Here is a 26732-nt window from a genome sequence, read left to right as displayed (position 1 = left end):
ATTTAACGGTGTAAGCAAAAATTTCGAATGGCATTTGAAAGAATGCGAATGGCGTTGGAAGCAGAGTATTGATGATTTAGAAAAACATTTATGGTCGCTTCTGCAATAAATTATACCAATCACTCTGCTAGTCTAGAGCCTTTTCAATTCTTCGATGATATGCAATTATGATGATTTCATATGGATTCAATATCCTATATCGGCTTTTCATTATCTAAGCGCTGCTGTTTGCGGCGCTTTTGTTTTAGGCGGTTCTTTGTCTTGCGGTGAGATAATCGCGCAATTGCCCGATGCCGTAGCCGAGTTCGGCGGCTTGGTTGATGATGTCGTCAATATCATCGCCGTTTTCCGCCGCGATTGCCGCCCAGATGATGCAGCTGCGTGTACCGCTGCGGCAGTACATAAGGGTGTTTTTGCCGTTTTCGAGCAGCTTTTTGGTGGCGGCAATCATGTCTTCGGGAAATTCGCCGCCGCGCACCGGCAGATGGTGGCAGTCGATGCCGCAGTCTGCGGCGGCTTCGGCGATGTCGGCAAAGCCCGGTTGTCCGATTTCTTCTCCGTCTGGGCGGTGGCAGATGATTTGCTGTATGCCTTGTTCGGCAAGGTCGGCGAGGTGTTCCGGTTGGATTTGCGGGCTGAATTGTAAATCGTTCATAGCGTTTCCTTGGTGCTGCGGGCTAATTGGGGCGCGATGCCGATGTAGTCGGCGGGGCTTAAGCGGCTAAGTTCGGCTTTTACCGCATCCGGCAGTTCAAGGTTTTGCACGAAAACGGCAAGGGTTTCGGGCGTAATGTCTTGTCCGCGCGTCAGGGCTTTGAGTTTTTCATAGGGCTCTTCGATGCCGTAGCGGCGCATGACGGTTTGAATGGCTTCGCCCAAGACTTCCGGATTGGCAGCAAGGTCGGCGGCGATACGTTCGCGATTGACTTCCAGTTTGCCCAGTCCTTTTTCCAGCGAGGCGAGGGCAATAGCGGTATAGGCGAAGACGCTGCCCAGGCTGCGCAGGACGGTGGAGTCGCTTAAATCGCGTTGCAGGCGCGAAACGGGCAGTTTGGCGGCAAGGTGTTCCGCCAAGGCGTTCGCCAGTCCGAAATTGCCTTCGGCGTTTTCAAAGTCGATGGGGTTGATTTTGTGCGGCATGGTGGAAGAGCCGACTTCGCCGGCAATCATTTTTTGTTTGAAGTAGTGCTGGCTGATGTAGGTCCAGATGTCGCGGCATAAATCGAGCAGAATGGTGTTGGCGCGCAGGAGATTGTGCATGAGTTCGGCGATGTAGTCATGCGGTTCGATTTGCGTGGTCAGGGGGTTGTAGCTCAGTCCGAGGGTGTTTTCGACGAAGCGCTGCGCCAGTTGCGGCCAGTCGATGTTGGGATAGCTGATGTGGTGGGCGTTGAAGTTGCCGACCGCGCCGTTGATTTTGCCGAGCATCTCCTGCGTCTCGAGTTGGCGGATTTGCCGGCTCAGGCGGTAATGGACGTTGGCGATTTCTTTGCCTAAGGTGGTCGGCGAGGCGGCTTGTCCGTGGGTGCGCGAGAGCATGGCGGTGGCGGCTTCGGCATGGGCGAGTTGCGCCAGTTTTTCGGCGATGTTGTTCAGGCGTTCGCCGAGCCAGTCGCGGCCGTCTTTGAGCATGAGGGCGTAGGAGAGGTTGTTGATGTCTTCCGAGGTGCAGGCGAAGTGGACGAATTCGATTTTCTCCGCCAGTTCGGGATGGGCGGCAAGGTCTTTTTTCAGTTGGTATTCCACCGCTTTGACGTCGTGATTGGTGGTTTTTTCGATGGCTTTAATCGCTTGCGCGCTCGCCGGCGAGAAGTCTGCATAAAGGCGGTCGATAAAGTTTTGTCCGTCGGCACTGAGGCTTTGCAGTTCGCCGATGCCTTGTTCGTTGGCAAGGGTTTGCAGCCAGCGCAGTTCGACGCGGTAGCGGTATTTAATCAGTCCGTATTCGCTGAAGATGTCGCGCAGGGCAGCGGTTTTGTCGGCATAGCGTCCGTCGAGCGGTGAAACGGCGGTGAGGGTGTCAAGGGCTAGGGGCATGGCTTGTCCTTAAAGATTAGGCGTAAAAAAAGTAGCTGCTCCAGAGCAGCAGCAGGGCATATAGGGCGGCGAGGAGGTCGTCAATCATGATGCCGAAGCCGCCTGCGGTGTTGCGGTCGAGCCAACCGATAGGCTGCGGTTTCCAGATGTCGAAGAGGCGGAAGGCAAGCAGGCTGACGATGCTGACGGCGACAAAACCGAAATGGGCGTAGAGAAAGGGCGGCGCGAAGAGCATGACTGCCCATTGTCCGACAAATTCGTCCCAGACGATGCCGCTGTGGTCATGCACGCCGAGGTCTTTCGAGGTTTTGCCGCAGAAGTAGCAGCCGAAGGCAAAGGTAGCGGCGATAAAAAGCAGGTTGAATAGGGTTTTATCAAAGACTTGCGATAAAAAAGGCAGGAGTAATAAGGCGCCGAGCAGGCTGCCCCATGTGCCGGGGGCGGGACGGATCAATCCGCTGCCGAGCCCGAAGGCAAGAAAATGTACGGGCTTTTTCAGCAGCGCTTGCAGGCTGGGATAAATGAGGGTGCTTTTTTTCATGGGGCGGTTTGCTGTAAACATTCGCGAATCAGGCTCGGGCCGCGGTAAATCAGTCCGGTGTAAATCTGCACGAGGTCGGCGCCTGCGGCGAGTTTGGCGGTAAAGTCTGCGCCGCTCATCACGCCGCCGGCGGCAATGAGCGTGATGTGCGGCAGTTCGGCGCGGATGAGTTGCAGCATTTGGGTGCTGCGGCGGGTCAGCGGTGCGCCGGAGAGTCCGCCTTGCTGATTGCCGTGGCGGTGTGTTTGTACGGCGCTTTTGTCGATGGTGGTATTGCTGGCAATGATGCCGTCAATGCCGGCATCAGCGATGCTGCGGCAGATGCTTTGCAATGCGGCGTCGTCATTGTCAGGGGCGATTTTAACTACAATCGGCACATAGCGCTGATGCTGCGTTTGGCATCGGCTTTGCGCTTCTTTGATGCCGTCCAGCAGCTGCTTGAGTGCTTCGCCGAGCTGTAAATCGCGCAGCCCCACGGTATTGGGGCTGGAGATGTTAATGCACAGATAATCGGCTTGCGCATAGGCGGCTTCCATGCCGATGCGGTAGTCCTCAAGGGCGTTTTCATTCGGCGTGTCTTTGTTTTTGCCGAGATTGATGCCGATAAGGGCACGGCTGTTTGCTTTGATCGCCGCGACTTTTTCGACTAAGGCGGCAACGCCAGCATTGTTGAAGCCCATGCGGTTGATAATGGCTTGGTGTTCGGGCAGGCGGAAAAGACGCGGCTTTTCATTGCCTTCTTGCGGGCGCGGCGTAACGGTGCCGACTTCGATAAAGCCGAAGCCCATGCGGTCGAAGGCGGCAATCGCAATTCCGTTTTTATCCAGCCCTGCCGCCAAGCCCAAGCGGTTGGGAAATTCCAATCCCATCAGTTTGATAGGCTGGCGCACTTCTTGGCGCGCAATCAGACAGGGGAAACGGCTTAATAGGGCGAGCGTCATTTCATGCGCTTGTTCGGGGGCAAGCCGAAAGAGCAGGGGGCGCAGGGCGGAATAAAGAGCCATTATGATGTCCTAGGTCTGTTGCTGTGCGAAGTCCTGCATATAGTCGATCAGGGCATCGACGCTGCGCATGTCGAGGGCGTTATAGAGGCTGGCGCGTAGTCCGCCGACAATGCGGTGTCCTTTTAAGCCGCTGAGTCCCGCCGCTTCGGCGTTTTTCCAGAACAGGGTATCGAGCGCTTCGCTGGGGGTGCGGAAGACGATATTGGTTTGCGAGCGGTATTGGGCGGCGATGTCGTTGTGATAGAAATCGCTTTGGTCAATCGCGGCATAGAGTTTGCGCGATTTGGCGGCGGCTTGGGCGGCAAAATGCGCGATGCCGCCTTGTGCCTGCATCCATTTCAAGACCAGATTTAAGATGTAAATTTGCCATGTGGGCGGGGTGTTGTATAGGGAATTATTGTCCGCATGCGCTTTGTAGCTGAAGAATTTGTTTATCTGCGGATGTTCTTGCAGGAGACTTTTGCGCACAAAGACTAATGCCAAGCCCGAGGGGGCGAGATTTTTTTGTACGCCGCCATAGACGATATCGCAGTCCTGCCAAGGAATCGGGCGGGTGTAGAAATCGGAAGAGACGTCAATGACCAGCGGCGCCGCGGCTTGCGGGAATTCGCGGAATTGGATGCCGTTGACGGTTTCATTGCTGCATAGATAGAGGTAGCGGTAATCGCCTTGCAGTTCAATGGTATCGGGCAGATGGCGGTATTGCTGTTCTTTGCCACTCCAAACGATGTCTGTTTCGGCAATGCGGGCGGCTTCTTCCGCCGCTTTTTTCGCCCAGACGCCGCTGTCGATATAGGCGGCACGTCCGCCGTCGGCAAGCAGGTTCAGCGGTATCATGCAGAATTGCTGATGCGCGCCGCCGGGCAGGAGCAGGCAGAAGAAGTCTTCGGGCATGTCGAGCAGTTGCGCGGCAAGGGCGAGCGTTTCTTCATGGAGCGGCTCGAAGCGTTTGCTGCGGTGGCTGATTTCCATCACCGACATGCCGCTGCCTTGAAAATCCAGCATTTCGGCTTGCGCGGTTTCTAGAACGGAGAGCGGCAGGGTGCAAGGACCTGCGCAGAAGTTGTAGATGCGGTGCGTCATGGCTGTTCCTTAGTCGATAATCGGATAGGAGTGTCCGTCCCATTGGTGTTTGGGGTCGGGAATGAAGGTCAGTCCGCCATCGTAGCCGTTGCTGATCAGCCAGCCGCCGAAGACGGCGCTGCGATAAAGCGTCGGCAGGTTTTTGTCATTGTTTTTCAAACGTTGCCATTCCAGTTTGGGGGATTTGGAGAGAAAACTATCTAAAAGAGACATTATTGGGCTTTTCCTTGAGGATATTTTTTCAGATAAATCAAGAGTAGGGAGAGTGCGGCAGGGGTAATGCCGGGGATGCGTCCCGCCTGCGCGATGTCGGCAGGTTGGACGCGTTGCAGTTTTTCCGCAACTTCGGCGGAGAGTCCGCGCACTTGGCTGTAATCGAAGGGCTGGGGCAATGCTTGTTCGCGGCTTTTTTGCAGTTTTTCGACTTCTGCGTATTGGCGGCTGATATAGCCTGCATATTTGGCGCGAATGTCGATTTGTTCGATGATGTCATCATCTGCCCAAGTGTTTTCGTCTTCGCCGGCGATGTACATCAGGCGGCGGTAATCCAGCTCCGGACGTTTCAGCAATTCGGCGGCGCGGGTATTTTGCGGCAAATCAGGGTATTGCTGCGGTCGGATCATGATGTTTTCAAGACGGCTTTGCTCGCGCTCGATGGCTTGCATTTTGTGTTCGAAAACGCGCATCCGCGCCTCATCCACGCAGCCCAGTTCAAAGCCGATGGCGGTTAGGCGTTGATCGGCATTGTCTTCGCGCAGCAAGAGGCGGTGCTCAGCGCGACTGGTAAACATGCGGTAGGGTTCGCGTGTGCCTTGGGTAATCAAATCGTCCACTAAGACGCCGATATAGGCTTGCTCGCGTTCGGGGTGCCAGCTGTCTTTGTCCTGAGCCCGTAAAGCGGCGTTGATGCCTGCCAAAATACCTTGTGCGGCGGCTTCTTCATATCCTGTGGTGCCGTTGATTTGTCCGGCGAAAAAGAGGTTGGCAATAGCTTTGGTTTCCAAGCTGTGATGCAGTCCCTGCGGATTGAAAAAGTCATATTCGATCGCATAGCCGGGGCGCGTGATAACGGCTTGTTCCATGCCGCGAATGGATTGGATGTATTGAATTTGTGCTTCAAAAGGCAGGCTGGTGGATACACCGTTGGGATAGAGTTCGTTCGTGCTGAGGCTTTCCGGTTCGATAAAGACTTGATGGCTGTTTTTATCGGCAAAGCGCATCACTTTGTCTTCAATTGAAGGACAGTAGCGCGGTCCGAAGGCATCGACAATCACGCCGGCGTACATCGGCGCTTGGTCGATATAGCGGCGGATGATATCGTGGGTGCCTTCATTAGTATGCGTGATATAGCAGGAGACTTGGCGCGGGTGTTGTTCGCGTCTGCCGAGATAGGAAAAAACGGGCAGGGGCTCGTCGCCGCGTTGCTCGGTCATGACTGAAAAATCTACGCTGTGTGCATCAATACGCGGCGGCGTGCCGGTTTTCATGCGTCGGGTATCAAAAGGTAAATCGCGCATTGCAGCGGCAAGCTCTAATGCCGGCGGATCTCCGGCACGGCCGCCGGCAAAATGATTCAGCCCGACATGGATTTTGCCGGCAAGGAAGGTACCGGCGGTTAAAATGACGGTCTGGGCATAAAAGTCGATTTTATGCTGCGTGCTGACGCCGATAACGCGGTCTTGTTCAAGGATCAGGCTGGTGGCAGGGGTTTGGAAAATATCCAGATTTTCCTGTGTTTCAACGAAATGGCGCACGGCGGCTTTGTATAAAATGCGGTCGGCTTGGGCGCGGGTGGCGCGTACTGCCGGACCTTTGCGACTATTGAGAATCCGCCATTGGATGCCGGCGAGATCCGCCGCACGCGCCATAATGCCGCCTAGTGCGTCGATTTCTTTGACCAGATGCCCTTTGCCGATGCCGCCGATGGCAGGATTGCAGCTCATTTGTCCAATGGTTTCAATATTGTGTGTGAGCAATAGGGTTTTTTGTCCCATGCGGGCTGCTGCGCAGGCGGCTTCTACGCCCGCATGTCCGCCGCCGACCACTATCACGGCGTATTTAATCGGATATTTCATCAGGAAGCACCAAAGGCTAATGCCGCTAAGAATTGGTTTTTAATCATATAAAGCACAATGAAAGCAATGATCGGCGTAACGTCCATGATGTTTAATAAAGGCGGGATGACTTTACGCAGCGGACGCATGAAAAATTCGTGACAGGTTTCGGCAATCTGCAATACCGGCTGTTGGCGCGGCGTTTGCAGCCATGAGGCGATGACGCTCAAAAACAGCGAATAAATCATCACGCTGATCCATGTGCCGCAGAAAAACCAAAAGGTGCCGATGCTAAAGCCTGCCGAAAGGTTGGCACGCGTGAAGGCAAGCCCCGTTATCAGGCTTAAGAGCCATGCTACAATTAGCGGCGAAGGGTCGTTTTTAGGACGGAATTGGGTTTTTAACAGGGCTTTTTTCACAATGTCGCGCACAGGCAGCACCACCGGTTCGGTGATGTCTTTTAAGCGGCGTGCCAGCGGGTTGAAATGGATGATGTGATGGATTTCGCAGTGATAACGGATAATAAATGCCGCAATCACCAGGCTGATAATCGTTTGAAGCAGACTGACGAGCATCTTACCAATCCTTTGTCAGCTCTTCGCCGATGGCACGGCTGCGCTCAACGGTGGCTTGCATGGCATCGGCAATGATGCGGTCGAAATCCGAATTATCCATTTGCTTGAGTCCTGCTTCGGTCGTACCGCCTTTGAGTGCGATTTTCTCAATCCAATCGCTGAATTTGCCGCCCTCGGGATTATCGACCATCAGGGTGCTGACGCCTAGGCTGCTGAGGCTGATGATGTCGAATAATTCTTCGCCTTCAAAGCCGTAGCGTTCGCCGGCTTCGCGCATCGCCTGCATAAAGCGGAAATAAAAGGCGATGCCGCTGGCGGATAAGGCAATGATGCCGTCGATTTGGGTTTCATCGTCCAGCCATGCGATGGAACCGACACCGGCAAATAAATCTTCAATGATGTGTTCGCAGTCTTCGCCGAGTTCTTGATCGCTGTAAATACCGGTCAGCGAGGCTTGCACTGCCGCCGCCATATTGGGCATGGCGCGGATGATGCAGACTTCATCGCCGAGAATTTTGCGGTAGGAAGCGATATCGATTGCCGCCGCTACCGTAATGATGGTTTTTTCGGATAAATCGTATTCGGCGAGTTCTTGTAATAAAGTCTGCATTTGTGCGGGCTTAACGCCGAGAACGAGATAATCCGCTTTTTCAATTACATAGCGGTTGTCCGTGTGCACCGGTAGGGCGAATGCTTCGCTGCGGGCTTTGGCTTTGGCGGGGTCTTTGCAGGAAACCAGCAATTGCTCGGCGCCGAAGACGCTGTCTTCATTGTCTAAAATACCTTTGATAATAGCGCCGTTTAAATGTCCTGCGCCGATGAAGCCGATCATGGGGAGCGAGTGAGCATGTGCCATAGAGTCCTCGTAATTGTTGTGGTGCGAAAATATCCGCCTAATGGTATCATGTTTTGCCGTAAACGGCAGAAGCCGTGATATGTTGTTTTAAGAAAAAGGATTTATTCATGTCAGAGGTTAAATCGGACGTTAAACTAGACGATTTGCTGCGTTTTGCACAAAAACAAGGCGCTTCGGATTTGCATTTGAGCTCGGGCTTGCCGCCGATGATTCGTGTGGACGGCGATGTCAAACGCTTGAATTTGCCGCCTTTGGAAAATCAGGATTTGCGCAATATGATTTTTGCGATTATGACCGATGCGCAGATGAAGGGTTTCGAGCAGACTTGGGAGGCGGACTTTTCAACCGAGATTCGCGGCGTGGCGCGCTTTCGTGTCAACGTATTTAACCAAAACCGCGGTATTGCCGTAGTCTTTCGTACCATCCCCAGTAAGGTATTGAGTTTGGCAGATTTGAAAGCGCCTGAAAAATTTGTAGATATTATCGATGTGCCGCGCGGTTTGGTTTTGGTTACCGGTCCGACGGGGTCGGGTAAGTCCACCACTTTGGCGGCGATGCTCAACCATATCAATGAAAACAAACATGAGCATATTCTGACGATTGAGGATCCGATCGAATTCGTGCATGAGTCGAAAAAATGCTTGGTCAACCAACGTGAGGTGCACCGCGATACGCAAAGCTTCTCAAATGCCCTGCGTGCGGCGCTGCGTGAAGACCCCGATATTATTCTCGTGGGCGAGCTGCGTGACTTGGAAACCATTCGTTTGGCGCTCTCGGCGGCAGAAACGGGACACTTGGTCTTCGGTACTTTGCATACCAGCTCGGCGGCAAAAACGATTGATCGTATCATCGACGTATTCCCGGGCGAGGAAAAACAATTGGTGCGTTCGATGTTATCCGAGTCTTTGCGTGCGGTAGTGGCGCAGACGCTGTTGAAGAAAATCGGCGGCGGACGTGTGGCGGCGCATGAGGTTTTGGTCGGGACTTCGGCGGTAAAAAACCTGATTCGCGAAGACAAAGTCGCCCAGATTTATTCCATGATTCAAACCGGTGCGCAATACGGCATGCAAACCCTCGACCAAGCCCTGCAGGTTTTGGTGCGCAGCGGCACGATCGACCGCACCACGGCAGCATCTAAAGCGCATGATAAAAACAACTTTATGTAAGCGTATCGGCGCATTGATCAAACAATGTGCCGGCTTAATGTATCCTTCTGATTTGATAAGTGAGACAGCATGAATATTGAAAAAGCGGAAATGCGTTCTTGGTTTGATAAATTGATTACCTTCGCAGCCGAAAAGAAAGCCTCAGATATTTTTATCAATACCAATTTGCCGGTAGCCATGAAATTAGACGGGCAATTGAACTATTTGCCCAAAGCGATGATGGATCAGGAAGATGTCTATAATCTGATTGAAACCATTGCGCGCCCGGAGGCGTATCAAGAATTTATCGATAATCACGAATTAAACATCATGGTGGAAGTGCCGGATGTGACCTATTTGCGGGTTAACGTATATATGCAGCGCAATATGCCCGGTTTGGTGCTGCGTTTGATCCCGGCGATTATTCCGGAATTGGACGATTTGGATTTGCCGCAGCCTGATGTGCTGCGCGAATTGTCGATGGCCAAACGCGGTTTGGTGATTATGGTGGGGGCGACCGGTAACGGTAAATCCACGACCTTGGCGGCAATGGTCGATCATCGCAATCAAAACTCTCAGCATCACATCATCACGGTGGAAGATCCGATCGAGTTTATGCACAAGAGTAAGAAAAGCGTGGTCATTCAGCGTGAAGTGGGGGTAGATACCAAAAGCTATGGCGCAGCGTTGAAAAACTCTTTGCGTGAAGCGCCGGACGTCATTCTGATCGGTGAAATTCGTGATGTGGAAACCATGGGCTATGCCCTGCAATTTGCCGAAACGGGGCATTTGTGTATGGCGACCCTGCATGCCACGAATTCCGTACAAGCCTTGGAGCGGATTTATAACTTCTTCCCGCTGGATCAGCGTGAGAAATTGCAGCTGGATTTATCAGAAAACCTGCGTTGTCTGGTTACCCAGCGTTTGTTGCCGCGCAAAGGTGGCGGGCGTGTGGTGGCAATGGAGATGATGATGAACACGCCTTATATCTCCCAGCTGATTTTAGAAGGGCAGGTGGGTAAGATTCACGAAGTCTTGGAGCGCGGCGAAGCGGAGCGCGGTGTCTTTAGTTTTGACCGCTGTATCTTTGATTTATATGAAAAAGATGAAATCGAATATCATGAAGCCCTAAAATACGTGCATTCTGAAAACGATTTCCGTATTCGCGTGCGTACGCAGTCCAAGCGTCGTCTGCCTGATGAATTACAAGCCAGCGGCGATGTCTTCTCCGTGCAAAGTGATGACAAACTCGAGCATGAATTGCTGCTCAAACAACGTGAAGATCGTCGGGCAGCGCGCAGAAGCACCGGCGGCTAAGCATGGCATATCACGCAGCGGATCTGGAACTGCTCAAAGGACTGGATCCTGTTAAAGTGCGGCCGGGCATGTACACCGATACAACCCGGCCGAATCATTTGGCTCAGGAAGTCATTGACAATAGCGTTGACGAGGCATTGGCGGGCTATGCCAAAAACATACGCGTCGTTTTGCATCGCGACGGCTCTTTATCGGTCAGCGACGACGGACGCGGCATGCCGGTTGACGAGCATCCTGAAGAAAAAGTCTCGGGTGTTGAGCTGATTTTGACGCGTCTGCATGCCGGCGGTAAATTTTCGCGCAAAAATTATGCTTTTTCAGGCGGCTTGCATGGCGTCGGCGTCTCTGTCGTCAATGCCTTGTCTTCGCGTTTGGAAGTCAGCATCGAGCGCGGCGGTTTTCGCTATCAATTGGCCTGCGAGCACGGCGAAGTGGTAGAGCCTTTGCAGGCGGTGGAAGCGATAGGCAAACGCCGCCGCGGTACGACGGTGCGTTTCTGGCCGGAAGCGCGCTATTTTGACAGCGTGAATTTCTCTCTGCCGCGCCTCTTGCATACCCTCAAAGCCAAAGCGGTGTTGTGCCGCGGTTTGCAAGTGAGTTTCCTTAATGAATATGACGGTAGCGAGCAGCAATGGCATTATGAAGACGGTTTATTCGCTTATTTGAGCGAAGCCCTGCAAGGGCAAGAATGCCTGCCTGCCGAGCCCTATACCCTGAGCTATCAAGACGAAGAACAGGGCGAAATCGATGTGGCATTCTGCTGGGTGCAGGGTATGGGGGCAGAGGGCATTTATGAAAGCTATGCCAATCTGATTCCTACCACCGGTGGCGGCACACATGTCAACGGTCTGCGTACGGGATTGGTGGAAGCGCTGCGCGAATTTTGCGAGTTCCGCCAATTGCTGCCGCGCGGAGTCAAACTCTCGCCTGAAGATGTTTGGGACGGCTGCCAATTTGTCTTATCGGTCAAAATTCCCGAACCGCAATTTTCCAGCCAAACCAAAGAACGCCTGAGTTCGCGCCAATGTGCCGCTTGGCTGGCGACAGTCATTACCGATCAATTCGGCCTGTATCTCAATCAGCACAGCGAATTCGGCGAAGCCTTAGCCCAATTGGCCATCAGCCATGCCCAGCAAAGAATGCGCGAAGGCAAAAAAGTGGTGCGGAAAAAAATCACACAAGGACCTGCTTTGCCGGGAAAATTGGCGGATTGTGTCAGCCAAGATTTAAGCATGACGGAGCTGTTTTTAGTCGAAGGCGATTCGGCGGGCGGTTCTGCCAAACAAGCACGCGACCGGCATACACAGGCTATCCTGCCGCTGCGCGGCAAAATTCTCAATACTTGGGAAGTGGATTCCGATGAAGTCATGGCAAGCCAATCCGTGCACGATATTGCGGTGGCGATTGGTTTGGATCCCGCCAGCGACGATTTGTCGGGCTTGCGTTATGGCAAAATCTGCATTTTGGCGGATGCCGATTCGGACGGTCTGCATATCGCTACCTTAATCTGCGCGCTTATGGTCAAGCATTTCCCAGCTTTGGTTGCCGCAGGGCATTTATACGTCGCTATGCCGCCTTTATACCGCCTTGATGCGGGTAAGCGCGTGGAATATGCGCTGGATGACAGTGAAAAAGAAGCGCTGATTCGCCAAATTCAGCGCGATGGTTTTCAAGGCAAAATCAATGTTACGCGCTTTAAAGGCTTGGGCGAAATGAACCCGCCGCAATTGCGCGAGACGACGATGAATCCCGATACGCGCCGCTTGGTGCAATTGCAATACGACAGCGCGGAAAACGTGGAATTGCTGGATATGCTCTTGTCGAAAAAGCGTAGCGGCGATCGCCGCGACTGGTTGGAAAGCAACGGCGATATTGCCGATAATTTGGATGCTTTGTGATGTCTGATACTTCTCTTATGCTGCCAGGCGATGAGCAGCAGTCTTTGCAGCGTTTTAGCGAGCAGGCGTATTTGAATTACGCCATGTATGTGATTTTAGACCGCGCTTTGCCGAGTTTGGCGGACGGTTTGAAACCGGTGCAGCGGCGTTTGGTCTATGCGATGAGCGAATTGGGCTTGAGCGCGACGGCGAAATATAAGAAGTCGGCACGCACGGTGGGCGATGTCTTGGGTAAGTATCATCCGCACGGCGACACGGCTTGCTATGAGGCGATGGTCTTGATGGCGCAGCCTTTTTCTTATCGTTATCCTTTGGTGGACGGGCAGGGCAACTGGGGCAGTCCCGATGATCCCAAATCCTTTGCCGCCATGCGTTATACCGAGTCGCGTTTGAGTCCCTATGCCAAATCGCTGTTGCAGGAATTGGGCGAGGGAACGGTGCAGTGGACGGCGAATTTTGATGGCACTTTGCAAGAACCGGCGCAGTTGCCGGCACGTTTACCCAATATTTTGCTCAATGGCGGCAGCGGCATCGCTGTGGGGATGAGTACTGATATTGCTCCGCATAATCTGCGCGAGGTGGTGGCGGCTTGCCGCGCTTTGTTGGCCAATCCCAATTTGGATACGCAGGCTTTGATGCGCTATGTGCCGGCGCCGGATTATCCCACCGGCGGCGAGTTAATCAGTTCTGCGCAGGACTTGCGCAGTCTGTATGAAAGCGGCGGCGGTTCGGTGAAATTGCGGGCGCGCTATGTGCTGGAAGAGGGCAATATCGTGATTGAGCAATTGCCTTATCAAGTCTCGGGTGCGCGGGTGCAGGAGCAAATTGCCAAGCAAATGCAGGAGAAGAAGCTGCCGTGGCTGGAAGATGTGCGCGACGAATCCGACCATGAGCAGCCGACGCGTTTGGTGCTGGTGCCGCGTTCGCAACGCGTGGACAGCGAGCGTTTGATGCAGCATTTGTTTGCCACTACCGATTTGGAAAAAAATTACCGTGTTCAGTTCAATATGATCGGTTTGGACGGCAAGCCGCAAGTGAAAGGCTTGAAGCAGATTTTGCAGGAATGGCTGGTCTTTCGCGAGCAAACCGTGCTGCGTCGTCTGCATCACCGTTTGCAGGCGGTGGAAGAGCGTCTGCATGTCTTGGCGGCTTTGCTGATTGCTTTTTTGAATTTGGACGAAGTGATTCGCATCGTGCGCGAAGAAGAGGCGCCTAAAGCAGTCTTGATGCAGACCTTTGCCTTAAGCGAGGGGCAGGCGGAGGCGATTTTAAACACGCGTCTGCGCCATTTGGCGAAACTGGAAGAAATGAAAATCCGCGAGGAGCAGGAAGCGCTTTTAGGCGAAAAAGCGCAATTGGAAGCCTTAATTGGCAATCAGGCGGCGCGCCATGCCTTGATGAGCGAAGAATTAGCCGCCGATGCGGAGGCTTACGGCGATGCGCGGCGCACTTTATTGGTGGAACGCGAGGCGGCGCAGGCTTTGGACGAAAGCGAATTATTGCCCAGCGAGGCTTTGACTTTTGTCTTATCCGAGATGGGCTGGGTGCGCGCGGCAAAAGGGCATCAGATTGAAGGGGCGGCTTTAAGCTATAAAAGCGGCGACGGCTTTTTGCTGCAATTGGCGGTAAAAAGCAATCAAAGCCTGTGTTTGTTAGCCGATAATGGGCGCTGTTATATTTTGCCGATGGCGAATTTGCCGTCGGCGCGCGGCAACGGCGAACCTTTGAGTAGTATGTTCAGCCTTGAGGCGGGGAGCAAAATCATTGCCGCCTGTCTGTGGCAGGAAGCGGCGCAATATGTGGTGGCGGCGGATAACGGCTGTGGATTTTTGGTCAGCGGTGCGGATTTGTTCAGCAAGACCAAAACCGGCAAGGCGTTAATTCACACAGGCGAGGCAAAGGCATTGAAATTGCAGATGCTGGAATCGGCGGATTGCCAATTGTTTGCCGTCAATAATGCCGGACGGGCTTTGTTCGTGAAAGCGCAGGAGTTGCCGCAATTGGCAAAAGGCAAAGGCAATCAGATTATCGCCATTTCGAAAAAACAATTTGCAGAAGGCTTGCGTATGAGCCATTTGCTGGCGCTATCTTCCCAAGAAGACGTGCTGCTGCTCTGTGCCAAGCAGAAAATGCGTATCCGCCATGAGGAGCGCGAACAATACCAAGGCGCACGCGGCAGCAAAGGCGCACCCCTGCCCAAAGGTTATCGGCAAATCGAGCAGGTATTGATTGAAATGCCGGAAAAGGATTCCTAATGCAGACTTTACCCTTATTGGATTTGCATACCGCCATCGAGCGATTGAAATATTGGGTAGCACCGCTGCTGGATGAGGCGACTTTGCAGCGCACGCAAGAAGCCATCGATGTGTTCGCCAAACGGGACGGCGAACATCTCTATACCGCTTTGCAGGCACAGGCGCAGGCAAAGGCGCCGGATTCTTGGTTGGCGGCTTTGTGGCAGCGGCAATTTTTGCTCAATCGCGACAGTCTGCCCTTTAGCGATAACAATATGACCTTGAAAATCGACTGGAAAGCGCCGCAGACGGGGATTAAACGCGTGGCGCATTTTGCTATCGCGATGGCGCGGGTGCATCAATTGTATTTGCGTCAGCCCGATACCTTTCAATCGGAATTGAGCCAGCTGGGCTTGGGGAGCGAGAATTTTTGTTTGGCACAATGGGAAGTGCTCAAAGGCGCGATTCGCCGCCCCAATAATCAGAAAGACGAAATTGTGATTCATGAGCCGAAGGCGGACGAGGGCGGATTTATCATCGTGCTTTATCAGGGCTATGCCTGGAAAGTGCAGATGATGGATGAAAAGGGAGATATCGCCAATCCGGCGCAGCTGGAAAACGTGCTCTACGAATTGCTGCAAAATACCGTGGGTGAAAAGAGCGTGCCCTTTGTTACGCCATCTTTGCTGCCGGCGGAATTGGCGTTGGAAGTGCGGGCGCAGTTGCTGTGCCGCGATGAAAATGCCAAAATCATGCAGGCGCTGGGGCGGGCGTGGTTTATTCTGACTTTGGATAATGTGCATTATCTGGACGAAAGTGAGGCGTTTTTTAATGCCGCTTTCGGGCAAGGCGACGATTATTGGGCGCATAAGCCCCTGAATTACATTTGCTATCTTAAAGATGACCGCTTTTTCCTGCATTTCGACCACAGCTTTTTGGATGCGGATACCGCTGTGGATATGCTGGTTTTGGGACAGCAATTGCAAGACAAAAGCACCCAATATTCGCGCAAAAACAAATTGGCGGATAATTTGTCTTTAACGTCGCTGAATTGGATGATTGACGGGCGGCGCAACAGTGCCGAAAACGGCAGCAAAGGCGAGGGCGGAGACGGCACTTACGGCTTGCTTTATGATGCGCTAACCCAATTCCGCCATCAAAGCGAAACCTTGATGGTCAGCATGTATGATGTGTTTATGACCGATGAAGAAAAGCGTCTGCTGCGCGATTATTCCCTCTCGGGCATTATCGAAATTTTGCTGCAATACGCGCAATTCATTACTTACGGCGAAGTGCGTCACAGCAGTCAACGCATTGATATGCGGCATTTTTATCATGGACGCAGCGATTCAATCGCCACCGTGACCAAAGATTCTTTAGAAGCCGTATATGCCTTGGCGGAGCATCGTTTGAGCCTTAAGCAATTGCAGCAAGCCGTGCAAATCCATGAAAAACGCGTGCGGTTGAGCAAAAACGGCGGCGGCATCAACGGCTTTTGGCTTGCCATGCGTTATATGGGAGAGGCGCAAGGGGTAAGCATCGATTTGCTGCAAGACGAAGGATTGCTGATTTTGATGCAGCCTTTTGTCAGCACCATAGAATCGAATAACCGCCACAGCGAAGGTAAATTGGTCTTTGCGCCGCCGCATGATAGCGGGCTGGCGGTCAGTTACAATGCCAGCCTGAATTACTGCGATTTTGTCATTACGCATCGGCGCAGCAAAATCAATGAAGTGGAAAAATTCACTCGTGCCATCGGCAGCGGATTGAAACAGATTCTCCTGCTTTTGCGCGAGCAGCAATAATTGCCGCTATAATAGACGCTTTGATTTTCTGGGAAAAGCCGTGTTTCGCAAAATTGTATTGGTTGGGCCGATGGGGGCAGGGAAGACCTCATTGGGCAAGCGCTTGGCAAGCCGCTTGAAATGGCAGTTTTTTGATACCGATCATGTGGTGATTAAAAATTCGGGCGCCGATATTCCGCTGATTTTCGAGCGCGAAGGCGAGGCGGGTTTTCGCCGCCGCGAACATGCGGCTTTGAAAGAGGTTTTGGAAGCGCCGATGGATGCGGTGATTGCCTGCGGCGGCGGCATTGTGGTGACGCCTGAGAATCGCAGCCTGATTATGACCCAGCCTTTGGTGGTTTTCTTGGACGTTTCGGTGGAGCGGCAATTGGAACGCATCGGCTTGGATAAAAACCGTCCCTTGATTCATGCACCGGATAAACGCGAGCGTTTACAGCATTTGCGCGATGAGCGCCTAGGTTTGTATGAAGGCATTGCCGATATGCGCATCGATACCGACAGTAATAATTTCAATCTTTCTTTTAACCGCCTTTATTGCGGCGTGAAAGATTTTCTGCAGCAGGGCAGTCTTGCTCAGTGAACAGAGCCGGCGCAAAGCCGGCTTTTTTAAGCTAATTCCCGACCACAAAGCGCATCATCAGAGTAGAAAGGTAGCCGCCGACGGTGCCGACCACATAGCCTAAAATGCCGAGCAAGACGCCGACAGGGGCAAGGGCGGGGTGGAAGGCGGTGGCGACTATGGGCGCGGAAGAGGCGCCGCCCGTATTGGCATTGGATGCCACGCAGAGATAAAACAGCGGTGCGCGTATCCATTTGGCAATCAGGAAGATAATGCCGACGTGCAGGCTAATCCATAAGGTGCCGACTAAGAGCAGTTGCCAATGGGCAATCACGCCGCGCAAATCAATCTGCATGCCGATGGCGGCGATGAGAATGAAGATAAAGGCGGTGCCGATTTTGCCCGCGCCGGCATGGTCGAGCGTGCGCGCAGGGGTAAAGGAGAGGCTGATGCCCATGACGGTGATGCTGATGACTGACCAGAAGAAAGTATTGTCGAGGCTGTAGTCTTTTGTCCACGCGAATTGCCCGAAGTATTGGGCGATGCTTTTGCCCAAGGGATGCGAGATGCCGACGGCGGCGAAGGTCAGCCCGATGATTATCAGCAAATCATTGAGGCTGGTGATGCGGGCATGCTCTTTTTCATAGGATTCGACGGCGCTAATCAGGCGGTTGATGGCGGCGGTATCGGCGTTCAGCCAGCGGTCGATTTTAGCCTGATGTTTGGCGAGAATGAAAATGACGAGCAGCCATAATGAGGCATTGCTGGTATCGACTAAAATCATGATGCCGAACATGGTGTCGTCAATGGCAAAGACTTCTTTCATGGCGGCCTGGTTTGCCGCACCGCCAATCCAGCTGGCGGCAACGGCGGAAAAGCTGCGCCATAGGGTATCGTCTTGAAAGGCTTCGGGGTTGACGAGGGAGTAGAGCCACAGGCTTAAAGGTCCGCAGAGCATAATCGCCAGCGTGGCGGCAAAAAACATGGCAAGCACTTTCCAGCCCAGTCCCAAGAGTTTGGGCACGTCCATGGACAGCGTCATGAGGAATAATGCCGCCGGCAAGAGATAGGTGGCGGCAAAGCCGTAGATTTGTCTGCCGACGCCTTCGCCGAATGTGCCTAAGGTGTTGAAAGTCGCAGGAATAAAGCAGCAGAGCACGATGGCGGGGAAGACGGCGTAAAAACGTCGCCAAAAAGGATGATCGAGTTTGGCGGTGTAAAAAATCAGGGCGACGATGCCCATAATCAGTCCGAATGCGCTCGGCAGACTAGAGATGACCATGTAAATTACTCCTTAAGGGGCGAGAAAATGGCGGTAGGCGGGGTTGTGGGTTTCTTCGTGGTAGTCGAAACCAATGCGGTCAAGATGTTGAATCAGCGAAGCATAGTCTTTTGCCTGTATGCCGCAGAGTACGCGTCCGTAATCCGAGCCGTGGTTGCGGTAATGGAAGAGGCTGATGTTGAAATCCGCGCCCAAGGTGTCGAGAAAGTGCATCAATGCGCCCGGACGCTCGGGAAAGCCGAAGGCGAAGAGGTATTCGTTGTCGATATTGGCGCTGCCGCCGATCATATAGCGCAAATGTTCTTTGGCGAGCTCGTTGTCGCTGAGGTCTTCGGTGGCATAGCCTGCCTCTTGCAGGGTGTTGACAAATTGCGCCAATTGTTTGGCGCCGCCGTGCAGCTGTAAGCCGACAAAGAGTTTGGCAAGGTTGTGGTCTTGGTAGCGGTAGTTGAACTCGGTAATCATGGCATCGCGACCCAATAAGGCGCAAAAGGCACGGTAAGCGCCGGGGCGTTCGGGAATGGTAATGGCAAGCAGTCCTTCGCGGCGTTCGCCGATTTCCGCGCGTTCCGCCACAAAGCGCAGGCGGTCGAAATTCATATTCGCGCCGCTGATAATGCTGATGAGCGTCAGTCCCTGCGCCTGCTGCTGCGCCGCCCATTTTTTCAGTCCCGCAGTTGCCACTGCGCCGCTAGGCTCTGCCACCGCGCGCGTGTCGTCAAAAATATCTTTCATTGCCGCGCAGATTTCATCAGTACTGACCGTAACGAAATCATCGGCATATTGGCGGATGAGGGAATAGGTCAGCTCGCCCGGTTGTTTGACCGCCACACCATCGGCAAAAATACCGACATGCTCTAATATTTGCCGTTCGCCGCGGCGGATGGCATTGGTCATCGAAGCCGCGTCTTCAGGCTCAACGCCGATTAATTTGATGTCGGGACGCAGGGATTTAATCAAAACGGCAATGCCGGCAAACAAACCGCCGCCGCCGATTGGCGCAAATACCGCATCGATTTTGCGCGGATATTGGCGCAGGATTTCCAAACCGATGGTGCCTTGCCCAGCTATTGTGTATTCGTCATCAAAAGGATGGATATAGGTATAGCCGTGCCGGTGCATTAATTCATGCGCTTTTTGCGAAGCCTCGTCGTAAAAATCGCCGTGCAGAACGATTTCCACCCATGTGCTGCCCAAGCGGCGCACCGCATCGACCTTAATCGCCGGCGTGGTTTGCGGCATCACAATCACCGCTTTAATCCCTAAACGCTGCGCCGCCAAAGCCACGCCTTGCGCATGATTGCCCGCCGAAGAACAAATCACGCCGTTTTGCTTTTCCGCCGGCGTGAGATGATACATTTTGTTATAGGCGCCGCGGCATTTGAAAGAAAAAACCGGCTGCAAATCTTCGCGTTTGCAATGGATTTGATGCCCTAAACGCGCCGAAAGACGCGGCATATTGTCCAAAGGCGATTCGATAACCACGTCATAAACCGGAGCGGTGAGGATTTTTTCGAGGTAAGCTGACATATTTTTCACATTGCTGTAAGATTTACCGCAATTTTGCGGTACCTCACAGGTGCGGTCAAGTCATAAAATCAATTTTAGACGGGTAAAAAAATGAATCAGCAAGCGCTCAAACAGCAAGTTGCCGCTAAGGCATTAGAATATATCGAAGAAGGTATCGTTTTAGGCGTCGGCAGCGGCTCGACCGTCTTATGCTTTATCGAGGCATTGGCACGTTCGGGCATGCAATTCAAGCAAATTGCCGCCGCATCCGAATCTTCCGCCGCCGCCTTAAAAGCCGCCGGTTATTGTGTCAGCGATTTGAATGCCTGCGACCCTATCGACGTCTATATTGACGGCGCGGACGAGGTCGATCCGAACAAATGCCTTATTAAAGGCGGCGGCGCGGCGCTGACGCGCGAAAAAATCGTCGCGGCTTGCGCGAAACAGTTTATCTGTATTGTCGATGCCTCGAAAATGGTGCCCGTATTAGGCAAATTCCCTCTGCCTGTGGAAGTGATTCCGATGGCACGCAGCTATGTGGCGAGAGAATTAGTCAAATTAGGCGGCGAACCGCGCTGGCGCGAAGGCGTGGTAACCGATAACGGCAATTGGATTTTAGACGTGCATTATCTGGATATCCGCGAACCTGCCGTCTTGGAGCAAAAAATCAACAATATCGCCGGTGTGGTGACTAACGGCATCTTTGCCAAAGAAAAAGCCCATATCGTGCTGACTAGCCAAGCCGACGGCAAAATCGCGGTTTTTGATTAATCTGTCTTGTGATAAAGGACGCTATGTTAAGGCATGGCGTCCTTTGTTTTTCTTGTATAGTCGAAGAATTGAAAAAGTATTACGGCGTTGGCTCGCCTTGCCGTACTATCTGTACTGTCTGCGGCTCGCCGCCTTGTACTACTTTTCCACTTCTCCGACTATAGAACTTATCTACAGCTTTATATCAGAGTGGGATTTAGCCGATGTCCGTGCCGTTGCCTAAGCCCATGCTGTCGATGATGGCGTTGTTGTCGCGCCAGTTTTCTTTGACTTTCACGAAGTTGCGCAGCATGACTTTTTGCTCCAGCATGCGTTCCAAGTCTTCGCGTGCGGCTTTGCCCACCGCTTTCAGGGTTTGTCCGCCTTTGCCGATGACGATACCTTTTTGGCTGTCGCGTTCGACCATAATGGTGGCATCAATATGCACTACGCCTTTCTCTTCTTGGTAGCGTTCGATAATCACGCCGAGTTCGTAGGGGATTTCTTGGTGCAGATAGCGAAAGAGTTTTTCACGAATGGTTTCTGCCGCCATAAAGCGCATGCCGGCGGTGGTGATTTGCTCTTCGGGGAAGATCCATTCTTGTTCTGGAAGCTGTGCGCACAGCACTTTGACGAGTTCGTCTAAATTCTGTGCGCGGCTGGCAGAAACCGGCACGATTGCCGTCCATTCTGTTAATTGCTGGCGTTGCTCGAGTTCGGCAAACAGGGCGCTTTTGTCTTTTAGGCGGTCGATTTTATTTAGCACATGGATTTTCGGCAGCGGGAGTTTGGCGATGCCTTCGGCGACTTTTTGGTCGTCCGCTGTCCATTGTCCGACTTCCGATACTTGTACTACGGCATTGACGAAGTCCATTGCCTGCCATGCGGCGCGGTTCATATGGCGGTTGATGGCTTTTTTGCCGTCGCTGTGAATGCCGGGGGTGTCGATAAAGACGATTTGGTTTGCCCCTTCGGTGTATATGCCCATCAGCGCGTGGCGCGTGGTTTGCGGTTTGCGGCTGGTGATGGCGATTTTTTGCCCGAGAATGTGGTTGATAAGGGTGGATTTGCCGACGTTAGGGCGCCCCACTATGGCGATGTATCCTGATTTACTCATGCTTTATCCAAATAATGAGAGAGAAGAATTTCCGCGGCGGCTTGTTCGGCTTTTTTGAGGCTGGAGGCGCTGGCGGTCGTGTGGCGGTCATGCGTTTGCGCTTCAATGGTAAAGATGCGCGCATGGTCGGGGCCGCTTTCGCTGATTGGGCGGTAAACAGGCAGCGGAAAATTATGCCCTTGCAAATATTCTTGTAGACGGGTTTTAGGGTCTTTGAGGGCGTCGATGTCGGGCAAAGAGGCGAGGGCTTCGCTAAAGAGGGCGAGGGTAAAGGTTTCGCAGCGGCTGAAGTCGCTGTCTAAATAGACGGCGGCAATCAGGGCTTCGACGGCATCGGCTAGAATGCCTTCGCGTCTTGTACCGCCGCTTTTTAATTCTCCGCTGCCCAGTTGCAAATAGTCGCCGAAGTGCAATGATTTGGCGATGCTTGCCAGTTTGCTGCCTTTGACTAAGGCGGCGCGCATGCGCGTCAGGTCACCTTCCGGCGCTTTGGGGTGTTTGTGGTAGAGGTAGTTGCTGATAATGGTTTCCAGCAGGGCGTCGCCTAGAAATTCTAGGCGTTCGTTGTGCTGCGCGCTATGGCTGCGGTGGGTTAGGGCTTGCTTGAGCAGGGTGGGACACGTAAAGCGGTAGCCGATTTTGCGCTCCAGCGCCGCCCAATCGGTTTTTCTCATCAGGGAATGCTCTTGCCGATGCGGTTGCAATGTCCTTTGCCCATGATGCAGTCGCTGTTCAGCCAAATAAAGAGGGCTTTGCCGACGATATTGGCTTCGGGCACAAAGCCCCAAAAACGGCTGTCGACAGAATCGTCGCGGTTATCGCCCATGGCGAAATAATGTCCTTCCGGCACGGTGATTTCGCTGCCGTCTTGGAACATAAAGGGCTGGCTGGAATGCGCTTGGCGGGCGGCATTCATGCGAAACATGGGATTTTGGTTGAATTGGATTTGGTGGCTTTTGCCGTTGAGCGTTTCATTGGCGACGATGTAACGCTGTCCGTTGTCATGACCGAAGCGGCTGATATCGGCATCGGCGAGCGGCACTAATTCGCCGTTAACGGCAATTTGTCCGTTGCTGAAGACGATTTTATCGCCGCCTACGGCAACGATGCGCTTGATGTAATTGATTTTCGGATTCGGCGGATAGCGGAAGACGACCACGTCGCCGCGTTTGACGTCGCCGATCGGCAGGATTTTATGGTGCGTTACCGGCAGGCGCAGTCCGTAGCTGTATTTGCTGGTCAGGATAAAATCGCCGTTTTGCAGGGTGGGTTCCATAGAGGCGGAGGGAATTTGGAAGGGTTCCCATAAAAATGAGCGCACCAGCCAAATAATGAATAATATCCAAAACATGCCGCTGAAAAATTCAATGAATTTTTCTTTGGGATAAACGGGGTGGGCTGCCCAATGCAGCTCTTGTCCGCTTAGCGGCTGACGATTATTGATGTGCGCCTGTGCCGCATCATAGGCGGGGCGCAGTTTTCTGCTGATGCCGCCGTTTTGCATGGCTTGAGTGAGGCGCATGGCATAGCGGTTACGATCGGCATCGGTTTCCGCGCCGCCTTTGAAGGTTTTGAGCAGATAGCGGCGTTCTTTTAAATAGCCTTTGCTGTCAATAAGGTAAAAGATAAAACAGATGAGAACTGCTAAGGTAAGCAGCAGTTCGAAATTTTCCATGATTTTCTGCATAATCAATCCTAGTCGTTATTACTGCCGGCATCGCTTTTGAGTACGGCAAGGAAGGCTTCCTGCGGAATTTCCACGCTGCCGACTTGCTTCATGCGTTTTTTACCGGCTTTTTGTTTTTCTAAGAGTTTGCGTTTGCGCGATACGTCGCCGCCATAGCATTTTGCCAATACGTTTTTGCGCAGGGCTTTGACGGTGGAGCGCGCGATGATGCTGGAGCCGATTGCCGCTTGAATGGCGACTTCAAACATTTGGCGCGGAATAAGGTCTTTCATGCGTTCGACCAGTTCGCGTCCGCGATATTGCGCTTGCTCGCGATGCACGATGATAGATAGGGAATCGACTTTGTCGCCGTTAATCAAGACGTCGAGGCGGACGAGATTGGCGGCGTCAAAACGCAGGAATTCATAGTCAAAAGAGGCAAATCCGCGCGAGACCGATTTGAGGCGGTCGAAAAAATCCAGCACCACTTCGCTCATCGGCAGTTCAAAGCGCAATTGCACTTGCGTGCCGGCATAGTGCATATCGCGCTGCACGCCGCGTTTTTCGATGCACAGTCCCATGACCGCGCCCACATATTCCTGCGGCAATAAAATATTGGCGAGAATAATCGGCTCGCGGATTTCTTCAATCATATTGGTGGGCGGCAGTTTGCTCGGATTGTCAATGTGCAGGGTGTTGCCGTCGGTGGTTTGTACTTCGTAAATGACTGTCGGGGCGGTGGTAATCAAATCCAAATCATATTCGCGCTCTAACCGCTCTTGGATGATTTCCATATGGAGCATGCCTAAGAATCCGCAGCGGAAACCGAAGCCTAAGGCTTGCGAGGTTTCTGGTTCGTAAAACAAAGAGGCATCATTGAGCGAGAGTTTGGCGAGAGCGTCGCGCAGGTCTTCGTAATCATCGGATTCAATCGGGAACAGTCCGGCAAATACGCGCGGCTGCACCTGTTTAAAGCCGGAAAGCGGTTCGGCGGTGGGATTGTCCGCATCGGTGAGGGTATCGCCGACCGGCGCGCCGTTAATATCTTTAATCGAGGAAATCACAAAGCCGACTTCTCCTGCGCGCAGCACTTCTCTATCTACCGGTTTGGGCGTGAAGATGCCGAGTTTGGTAATCAGATGGCCGTCGCCGGTACTCATCACGCGCATTTTCTGCTTGACGCGCAATTCGCCGTCAAATACGCGTACCAGTGTAACCACGCCCACATAGGCATCAAACCAAGAATCGATAATCAAGGCTTTAGTCGGGGCATTCGGGTCGCCTGTGGGCGCAGGGATTTGCGCCACGATTTGCTCTAATAATTCCGGCACGCCGACGCCGGTTTTGGCGGAAACGTTCAGGGTTTCGCTGGTGTCCAAGCCGATGATGTCTTCAATTTCCTGCTTGACGCGTTCAGGGTCGGCAGAAGGCAGGTCGATTTTATTCAGCACCGGCAAGACTTCCAAATTTTGCTCAATGGCGGTGTAGCAGTTCGCTACCGACTGCGCTTCCACACCCTGTGCGGCGTCCACTACCAATAAAGCGCCTTCGCAGGCATATAAAGAACGCGAAACTTCATAGGAAAAGTCCACATGTCCGGGGGTATCGATGAAATTGAGCTGATAGATTTCGCCGTTTTGCGCGGTGTAGTTCAAAGATACCGACTGAGCTTTAATCGTGATGCCGCGTTCACGTTCAATATCCATTGAATCAAGCACTTGTGCTGCCATTTCGCGTTCGGAAAGTCCGCCGCAATGTTGGATGAAACGATCTGATAAAGTAGATTTGCCGTGGTCGATATGGGCAATGATAGAGAAATTGCGAATATGGCTCTGCATAGGTGTCCGAAAATCAATGCTAAAAGACGCGCATTATACTAATCCGGCTCTGAAAAGCCATGCCAATTTTCCGTCGGCGGATGTCTGTGCCTGTCGGTGCTTTTGCTATCGGCAGGCAGCCGGCAATGCAATTTTTAGGGGCTGTCGTGTTAAAGTAAGCGGTTTTTAAGATGGATATGTCATGCGAGAAGCCTTGCGTTTAACGTTCCCGATTATGATGGGCTATATTCCCTTGGGTTTAGCTTTTGCCGTTATTTGGGTGCAGCAGGGTTTGCCTTGGTGGGCGGCGATTGCGGCGAGTGTTTTTTTATACGCGGGTTCTATGCAGTTTTTATTGGTCGGGCTGTTGGCGGCGGGCGTGGATTTGGGCGCTGTGCTGCTGGCAACGGTGGCGGTGAATTTGCGGCATATTTTCTATGGTCTGTCTTTTCCTGCCGCCGCTTTTCAGGGGCATCGTCGGGCATTGAGCTATGCGATGTTCACCTTAACCGATGAGGCGTATTCCGTGTGTGCGCAATTGGGTAAGCAGGCGGATTGGCGGTTATTAACTTGGGTGCTGCTGCTTTGTCATTTGTATTGGATTGGCGGCACGGTCTTGGGGGTCTTGGCAAGCTGGCTGATTCCGCCGCAGGTTTTTGGTTTTGATTTTGCTTTGGCGGCATTGTTTACGGTTTTGGCGCAGCATCATGTGTATTATCCCGAACGGCGTCCCGCTTTATTTTTAGGCTTGACGGCGATTGCGGCAGCTTTGCTGCTGGTGCATGTGGGCGGGATAGACAGTAAGCAAACTTTGGCATTGGCGATTGCGGTGTTGCTTGTTTTATTGTTCGTAACGCCGCGCCGCTTTTTATTGGCACAAGGCGGGAATGTATGAATCAGCCGGATAATGTCAAGATTATTGCTGCGATAGCGGTCAGCGCCGTGGCGACTTTCGCTTTGCGCGCCTTGCCTTTTGTCTTATTGAAATATGCCAAGTGTTATCAAAAGCTGTTTGCCTTTTTAGGCAATGTGATGCCGCCGGGAATGATGATGATTTTGTCGCTGTATTGTTTGGCGGGTTTGTATTGGAACAGTTGGACGCAGGCAGGGGTCAGTTTTTTGGCTTGCGCGACGGTGGTGCTCTTGCAGCATGTTTGCCGTCAAGCGGTTTTGAGCATTTGTTGCGGGTTGGCGGTGTATGTGATCGGGCAAAGTCTGCTGAAGGCTTATGTTTTATAGTCTCTTAACGTCAAAATGAGATTATTTCAGGCGCTATTCCTGATGAAATGTGCATCTCTCAATCTCATTTTGACGTTAAGGTAACCTGAGTTCGGAATAAGCCCCCTCTATTTAGCAGCCGCCAAAGCATTCTTCCCAAACATCTGCGGCTTATACGCAAACAAGCAATATGCCGTTAATCCAGAAATCAGATTCAACAAAAATCCCTTCTCTGAACGATGGCGAGTATGTTCAATTTGGCATA

General features: G+C 52.7%; 24 protein-coding genes and 3 pseudogenes. 10 read left to right on the top strand and 17 right to left on the bottom strand.

The genetic code is table 11. From position 1 onward, the window contains the following. A pseudogene (locus ACJHVI_RS07350) lies at nt 1-109 on the top strand (IS1595 family transposase); the annotation flags it as partial. Nucleotides 110-244: 135 nt separating this feature from the next. Here the strand turns inward: ACJHVI_RS07350 and ACJHVI_RS07345 are convergent. From ACJHVI_RS07345 to ACJHVI_RS07305, 9 genes are read right to left on the bottom strand one after another with little or no spacing between them, the layout of a single operon-like run. Beyond that, nucleotides 245-655, bottom strand: a complete 411-nt coding sequence (locus ACJHVI_RS07345; RefSeq protein ID WP_483184117.1) for a protein tyrosine phosphatase family protein — start codon at nt 653-655, stop codon at nt 245-247. Continuing rightward, a complete protein-coding gene (gene purB / locus ACJHVI_RS07340) occupies nt 652-2037 on the bottom strand; it encodes an adenylosuccinate lyase (protein WP_483184116.1) in 1386 nt (461 codons plus the stop codon). Before purB ends, ACJHVI_RS07345 begins: the two co-directional genes overlap by 4 nt. Nucleotides 2038-2053: 16 nt before the next feature. Then, a complete protein-coding gene (locus tag ACJHVI_RS07335; RefSeq protein WP_483184115.1) occupies nt 2054-2578 on the bottom strand; it encodes a phosphatidylglycerophosphatase A family protein in 525 nt (174 codons plus the stop codon). Continuing rightward, nucleotides 2575-3582, bottom strand: a complete 1008-nt coding sequence (locus ACJHVI_RS07330) for a quinone-dependent dihydroorotate dehydrogenase (RefSeq protein ID WP_483184114.1) — start codon at nt 3580-3582, stop codon at nt 2575-2577. The genes ACJHVI_RS07335 and ACJHVI_RS07330 overlap by 4 nt, the downstream gene beginning before the upstream one ends. 9 nt (nt 3583-3591) lie before the next feature. Next, nucleotides 3592-4665, bottom strand: a complete 1074-nt coding sequence (gene serC / locus ACJHVI_RS07325) for a 3-phosphoserine/phosphohydroxythreonine transaminase (protein ID WP_483184113.1) — start codon at nt 4663-4665, stop codon at nt 3592-3594. 9 nt (nt 4666-4674) lie between these two features. Next, nucleotides 4675-4878: a hypothetical protein gene (locus ACJHVI_RS07320; RefSeq protein ID WP_483184112.1), complete on the bottom strand. Its 204-nt coding sequence runs from the start codon at nt 4876-4878 to the stop codon at nt 4675-4677. Then, a complete protein-coding gene (mnmG, locus tag ACJHVI_RS07315) occupies nt 4878-6740 on the bottom strand; it encodes a tRNA uridine-5-carboxymethylaminomethyl(34) synthesis enzyme MnmG (protein ID WP_483184111.1) in 1863 nt (620 codons plus the stop codon). Before mnmG ends, ACJHVI_RS07320 begins: the two co-directional genes overlap by 1 nt. Then, the gene (locus tag ACJHVI_RS07310; RefSeq protein ID WP_483184110.1) at nt 6740-7294 is read right to left on the bottom strand and encodes a YggT family protein; all 555 of its coding nucleotides are present in this window, start codon (nt 7292-7294) and stop codon (nt 6740-6742) included. Before ACJHVI_RS07310 ends, mnmG begins: the two co-directional genes overlap by 1 nt. 1 nt (nt 7295) lies before the next feature. After that, nucleotides 7296-8150, bottom strand: coding sequence for a pyrroline-5-carboxylate reductase family protein (locus tag ACJHVI_RS07305; RefSeq protein WP_483184109.1), 855 nt, complete (start codon nt 8148-8150; stop codon nt 7296-7298). Nucleotides 8151-8257: 107 nt separating this feature from the next. Between ACJHVI_RS07305 and ACJHVI_RS07300 the strand changes: the two genes are divergently transcribed. The 6 genes from ACJHVI_RS07300 (at nt 8258) to ACJHVI_RS07275 (ending at nt 17129) form a co-directional block, all read left to right on the top strand. Beyond that, entirely contained in the window at nt 8258-9316 is a 1059-nt protein-coding gene (locus ACJHVI_RS07300) for a type IV pilus twitching motility protein PilT (protein ID WP_483184108.1), read from the top strand. A 69-nt stretch (nt 9317-9385) separates the two neighbouring features. Further along, nucleotides 9386-10612 (top strand): PilT/PilU family type 4a pilus ATPase, encoded by a 1227-nt coding sequence (locus ACJHVI_RS07295; protein ID WP_483184107.1) that lies wholly within the window; start codon nt 9386-9388, stop codon nt 10610-10612. Between the two features lie 2 nt (nt 10613-10614). Beyond that, complete coding sequence (gene parE / locus ACJHVI_RS07290) at nt 10615-12510, top strand: DNA topoisomerase IV subunit B (RefSeq protein WP_483184106.1); 1896 nt, start codon at nt 10615-10617, stop codon at nt 12508-12510. Next, nucleotides 12510-14765: a DNA topoisomerase IV subunit A gene (parC, locus tag ACJHVI_RS07285; protein WP_483184105.1), complete on the top strand. Its 2256-nt coding sequence runs from the start codon at nt 12510-12512 to the stop codon at nt 14763-14765. The genes parE and parC overlap by 1 nt, the downstream gene beginning before the upstream one ends. Continuing rightward, nucleotides 14765-16549, top strand: coding sequence for a choline/carnitine O-acyltransferase (locus tag ACJHVI_RS07280; protein WP_483184104.1), 1785 nt, complete (start codon nt 14765-14767; stop codon nt 16547-16549). Before parC ends, ACJHVI_RS07280 begins: the two co-directional genes overlap by 1 nt. A 40-nt stretch (nt 16550-16589) precedes the next feature. Further along, complete coding sequence (locus ACJHVI_RS07275; RefSeq protein ID WP_483184102.1) at nt 16590-17129, top strand: shikimate kinase; 540 nt, start codon at nt 16590-16592, stop codon at nt 17127-17129. Between the two features lie 31 nt (nt 17130-17160). On the opposite strand, the gene ACJHVI_RS07270 is transcribed toward ACJHVI_RS07275, so the two are convergent. Beyond that, on the bottom strand, nt 17161-18390 hold the full coding sequence (locus ACJHVI_RS07270; RefSeq protein WP_483184100.1) for a DUF819 family protein: 1230 nt from the start codon (nt 18388-18390) through the stop codon (nt 17161-17163). A gap of 12 nt (nt 18391-18402) precedes the next feature. Next, nucleotides 18403-19920 (bottom strand): threonine ammonia-lyase, biosynthetic, encoded by a 1518-nt coding sequence (gene ilvA, locus ACJHVI_RS07265; protein ID WP_483184099.1) that lies wholly within the window; start codon nt 19918-19920, stop codon nt 18403-18405. 90 nt (nt 19921-20010) lie between these two features. On the opposite strand from ilvA, the gene rpiA reads away from it, so the two are divergent. Then, on the top strand, nt 20011-20670 hold the full coding sequence (gene rpiA / locus ACJHVI_RS07260; protein WP_483184097.1) for a ribose-5-phosphate isomerase RpiA: 660 nt from the start codon (nt 20011-20013) through the stop codon (nt 20668-20670). Nucleotides 20671-20723: 53 nt separating this feature from the next. On the opposite strand, the pseudogene ACJHVI_RS07255 reads toward rpiA, so the two are convergent. The 5 genes and pseudogenes from ACJHVI_RS07255 to lepA form a co-directional block, all read right to left on the bottom strand. Next, nucleotides 20724-20833, bottom strand: a pseudogene (locus ACJHVI_RS07255) (IS30 family transposase); the annotation flags it as partial. 33 nt (nt 20834-20866) lie between these two features. Beyond that, entirely contained in the window at nt 20867-21766 is a 900-nt protein-coding gene (gene era, locus ACJHVI_RS07250) for a GTPase Era (RefSeq protein WP_483184096.1), read from the bottom strand. Beyond that, nucleotides 21763-22440: a ribonuclease III gene (rnc, locus tag ACJHVI_RS07245; RefSeq protein WP_483184094.1), complete on the bottom strand. Its 678-nt coding sequence runs from the start codon at nt 22438-22440 to the stop codon at nt 21763-21765. Before rnc ends, era begins: the two co-directional genes overlap by 4 nt. After that, the gene (gene lepB / locus ACJHVI_RS07240) at nt 22440-23453 is read right to left on the bottom strand and encodes a signal peptidase I (RefSeq protein WP_483184092.1); all 1014 of its coding nucleotides are present in this window, start codon (nt 23451-23453) and stop codon (nt 22440-22442) included. The genes rnc and lepB overlap by 1 nt, the downstream gene beginning before the upstream one ends. 8 nt (nt 23454-23461) lie before the next feature. Next, the gene (gene lepA / locus ACJHVI_RS07235) at nt 23462-25270 is read right to left on the bottom strand and encodes a translation elongation factor 4 (RefSeq protein ID WP_483184091.1); all 1809 of its coding nucleotides are present in this window, start codon (nt 25268-25270) and stop codon (nt 23462-23464) included. Between the two features lie 181 nt (nt 25271-25451). Here lepA and ACJHVI_RS07230 point away from each other — a divergent pair, with 181 nt between their 5' ends. Beyond that, nucleotides 25452-26144, top strand: coding sequence for an AzlC family ABC transporter permease (locus tag ACJHVI_RS07230; protein WP_483184090.1), 693 nt, complete (start codon nt 25452-25454; stop codon nt 26142-26144). Then, entirely contained in the window at nt 26141-26488 is a 348-nt protein-coding gene (locus ACJHVI_RS07225; RefSeq protein ID WP_483184088.1) for a branched-chain amino acid transporter permease, read from the top strand. The genes ACJHVI_RS07230 and ACJHVI_RS07225 overlap by 4 nt, the downstream gene beginning before the upstream one ends. 107 nt (nt 26489-26595) lie before the next feature. Here ACJHVI_RS07225 and ACJHVI_RS07220 read toward each other — a convergent pair. Beyond that, nucleotides 26596-26732: pseudogene (locus ACJHVI_RS07220) on the bottom strand (IS982 family transposase); the annotation flags it as partial.

Source organism: Suttonella sp. (genome assembly GCF_056855035.1).
The sequence above is the reverse complement of the archived record's forward strand: the minus strand, read 5'-3'. Positions and strand labels throughout refer to the sequence as shown.

Bases quoted from the DNA above. Each gene is read 5' to 3' on its own strand.
- ACJHVI_RS07345 (WP_483184117.1), bottom strand. From the start codon at position 655: ATGAACGATTTACAATTCAGCCCGCAAATCCAACCGGAACACCTCGCC.
- purB (WP_483184116.1), bottom strand. From the start codon at position 2,037: ATGCCCCTAGCCCTTGACACCCTCACCGCCGTTTCACCGCTCGACGGA.
- ACJHVI_RS07335 (WP_483184115.1), bottom strand. From the start codon at position 2,578: ATGAAAAAAAGCACCCTCATTTATCCCAGCCTGCAAGCGCTGCTGAAA.
- ACJHVI_RS07330 (WP_483184114.1), bottom strand. From the start codon at position 3,582: ATGGCTCTTTATTCCGCCCTGCGCCCCCTGCTCTTTCGGCTTGCCCCC.
- serC (WP_483184113.1), bottom strand. From the start codon at position 4,665: ATGACGCACCGCATCTACAACTTCTGCGCAGGTCCTTGCACCCTGCCG.
- ACJHVI_RS07320 (WP_483184112.1), bottom strand. From the start codon at position 4,878: ATGTCTCTTTTAGATAGTTTTCTCTCCAAATCCCCCAAACTGGAATGG.
- mnmG (WP_483184111.1), bottom strand. From the start codon at position 6,740: ATGAAATATCCGATTAAATACGCCGTGATAGTGGTCGGCGGCGGACAT.
- ACJHVI_RS07310 (WP_483184110.1), bottom strand. From the start codon at position 7,294: ATGCTCGTCAGTCTGCTTCAAACGATTATCAGCCTGGTGATTGCGGCA.
- ACJHVI_RS07305 (WP_483184109.1), bottom strand. From the start codon at position 8,150: ATGGCACATGCTCACTCGCTCCCCATGATCGGCTTCATCGGCGCAGGA.
- ACJHVI_RS07300 (WP_483184108.1), top strand. From the start codon at position 8,258: ATGTCAGAGGTTAAATCGGACGTTAAACTAGACGATTTGCTGCGTTTT.
- ACJHVI_RS07295 (WP_483184107.1), top strand. From the start codon at position 9,386: ATGAATATTGAAAAAGCGGAAATGCGTTCTTGGTTTGATAAATTGATT.
- parE (WP_483184106.1), top strand. From the start codon at position 10,615: ATGGCATATCACGCAGCGGATCTGGAACTGCTCAAAGGACTGGATCCT.
- parC (WP_483184105.1), top strand. From the start codon at position 12,510: ATGTCTGATACTTCTCTTATGCTGCCAGGCGATGAGCAGCAGTCTTTG.
- ACJHVI_RS07280 (WP_483184104.1), top strand. From the start codon at position 14,765: ATGCAGACTTTACCCTTATTGGATTTGCATACCGCCATCGAGCGATTG.
- ACJHVI_RS07270 (WP_483184100.1), bottom strand. From the start codon at position 18,390: ATGGTCATCTCTAGTCTGCCGAGCGCATTCGGACTGATTATGGGCATC.
- ilvA (WP_483184099.1), bottom strand. From the start codon at position 19,920: ATGTCAGCTTACCTCGAAAAAATCCTCACCGCTCCGGTTTATGACGTG.
- rpiA (WP_483184097.1), top strand. From the start codon at position 20,011: ATGAATCAGCAAGCGCTCAAACAGCAAGTTGCCGCTAAGGCATTAGAA.
- era (WP_483184096.1), bottom strand. From the start codon at position 21,766: ATGAGTAAATCAGGATACATCGCCATAGTGGGGCGCCCTAACGTCGGC.
- rnc (WP_483184094.1), bottom strand. From the start codon at position 22,440: ATGAGAAAAACCGATTGGGCGGCGCTGGAGCGCAAAATCGGCTACCGC.
- lepB (WP_483184092.1), bottom strand. From the start codon at position 23,453: ATGCAGAAAATCATGGAAAATTTCGAACTGCTGCTTACCTTAGCAGTT.
- lepA (WP_483184091.1), bottom strand. From the start codon at position 25,270: ATGCAGAGCCATATTCGCAATTTCTCTATCATTGCCCATATCGACCAC.
- ACJHVI_RS07230 (WP_483184090.1), top strand. From the start codon at position 25,452: ATGCGAGAAGCCTTGCGTTTAACGTTCCCGATTATGATGGGCTATATT.
- ACJHVI_RS07225 (WP_483184088.1), top strand. From the start codon at position 26,141: ATGAATCAGCCGGATAATGTCAAGATTATTGCTGCGATAGCGGTCAGC.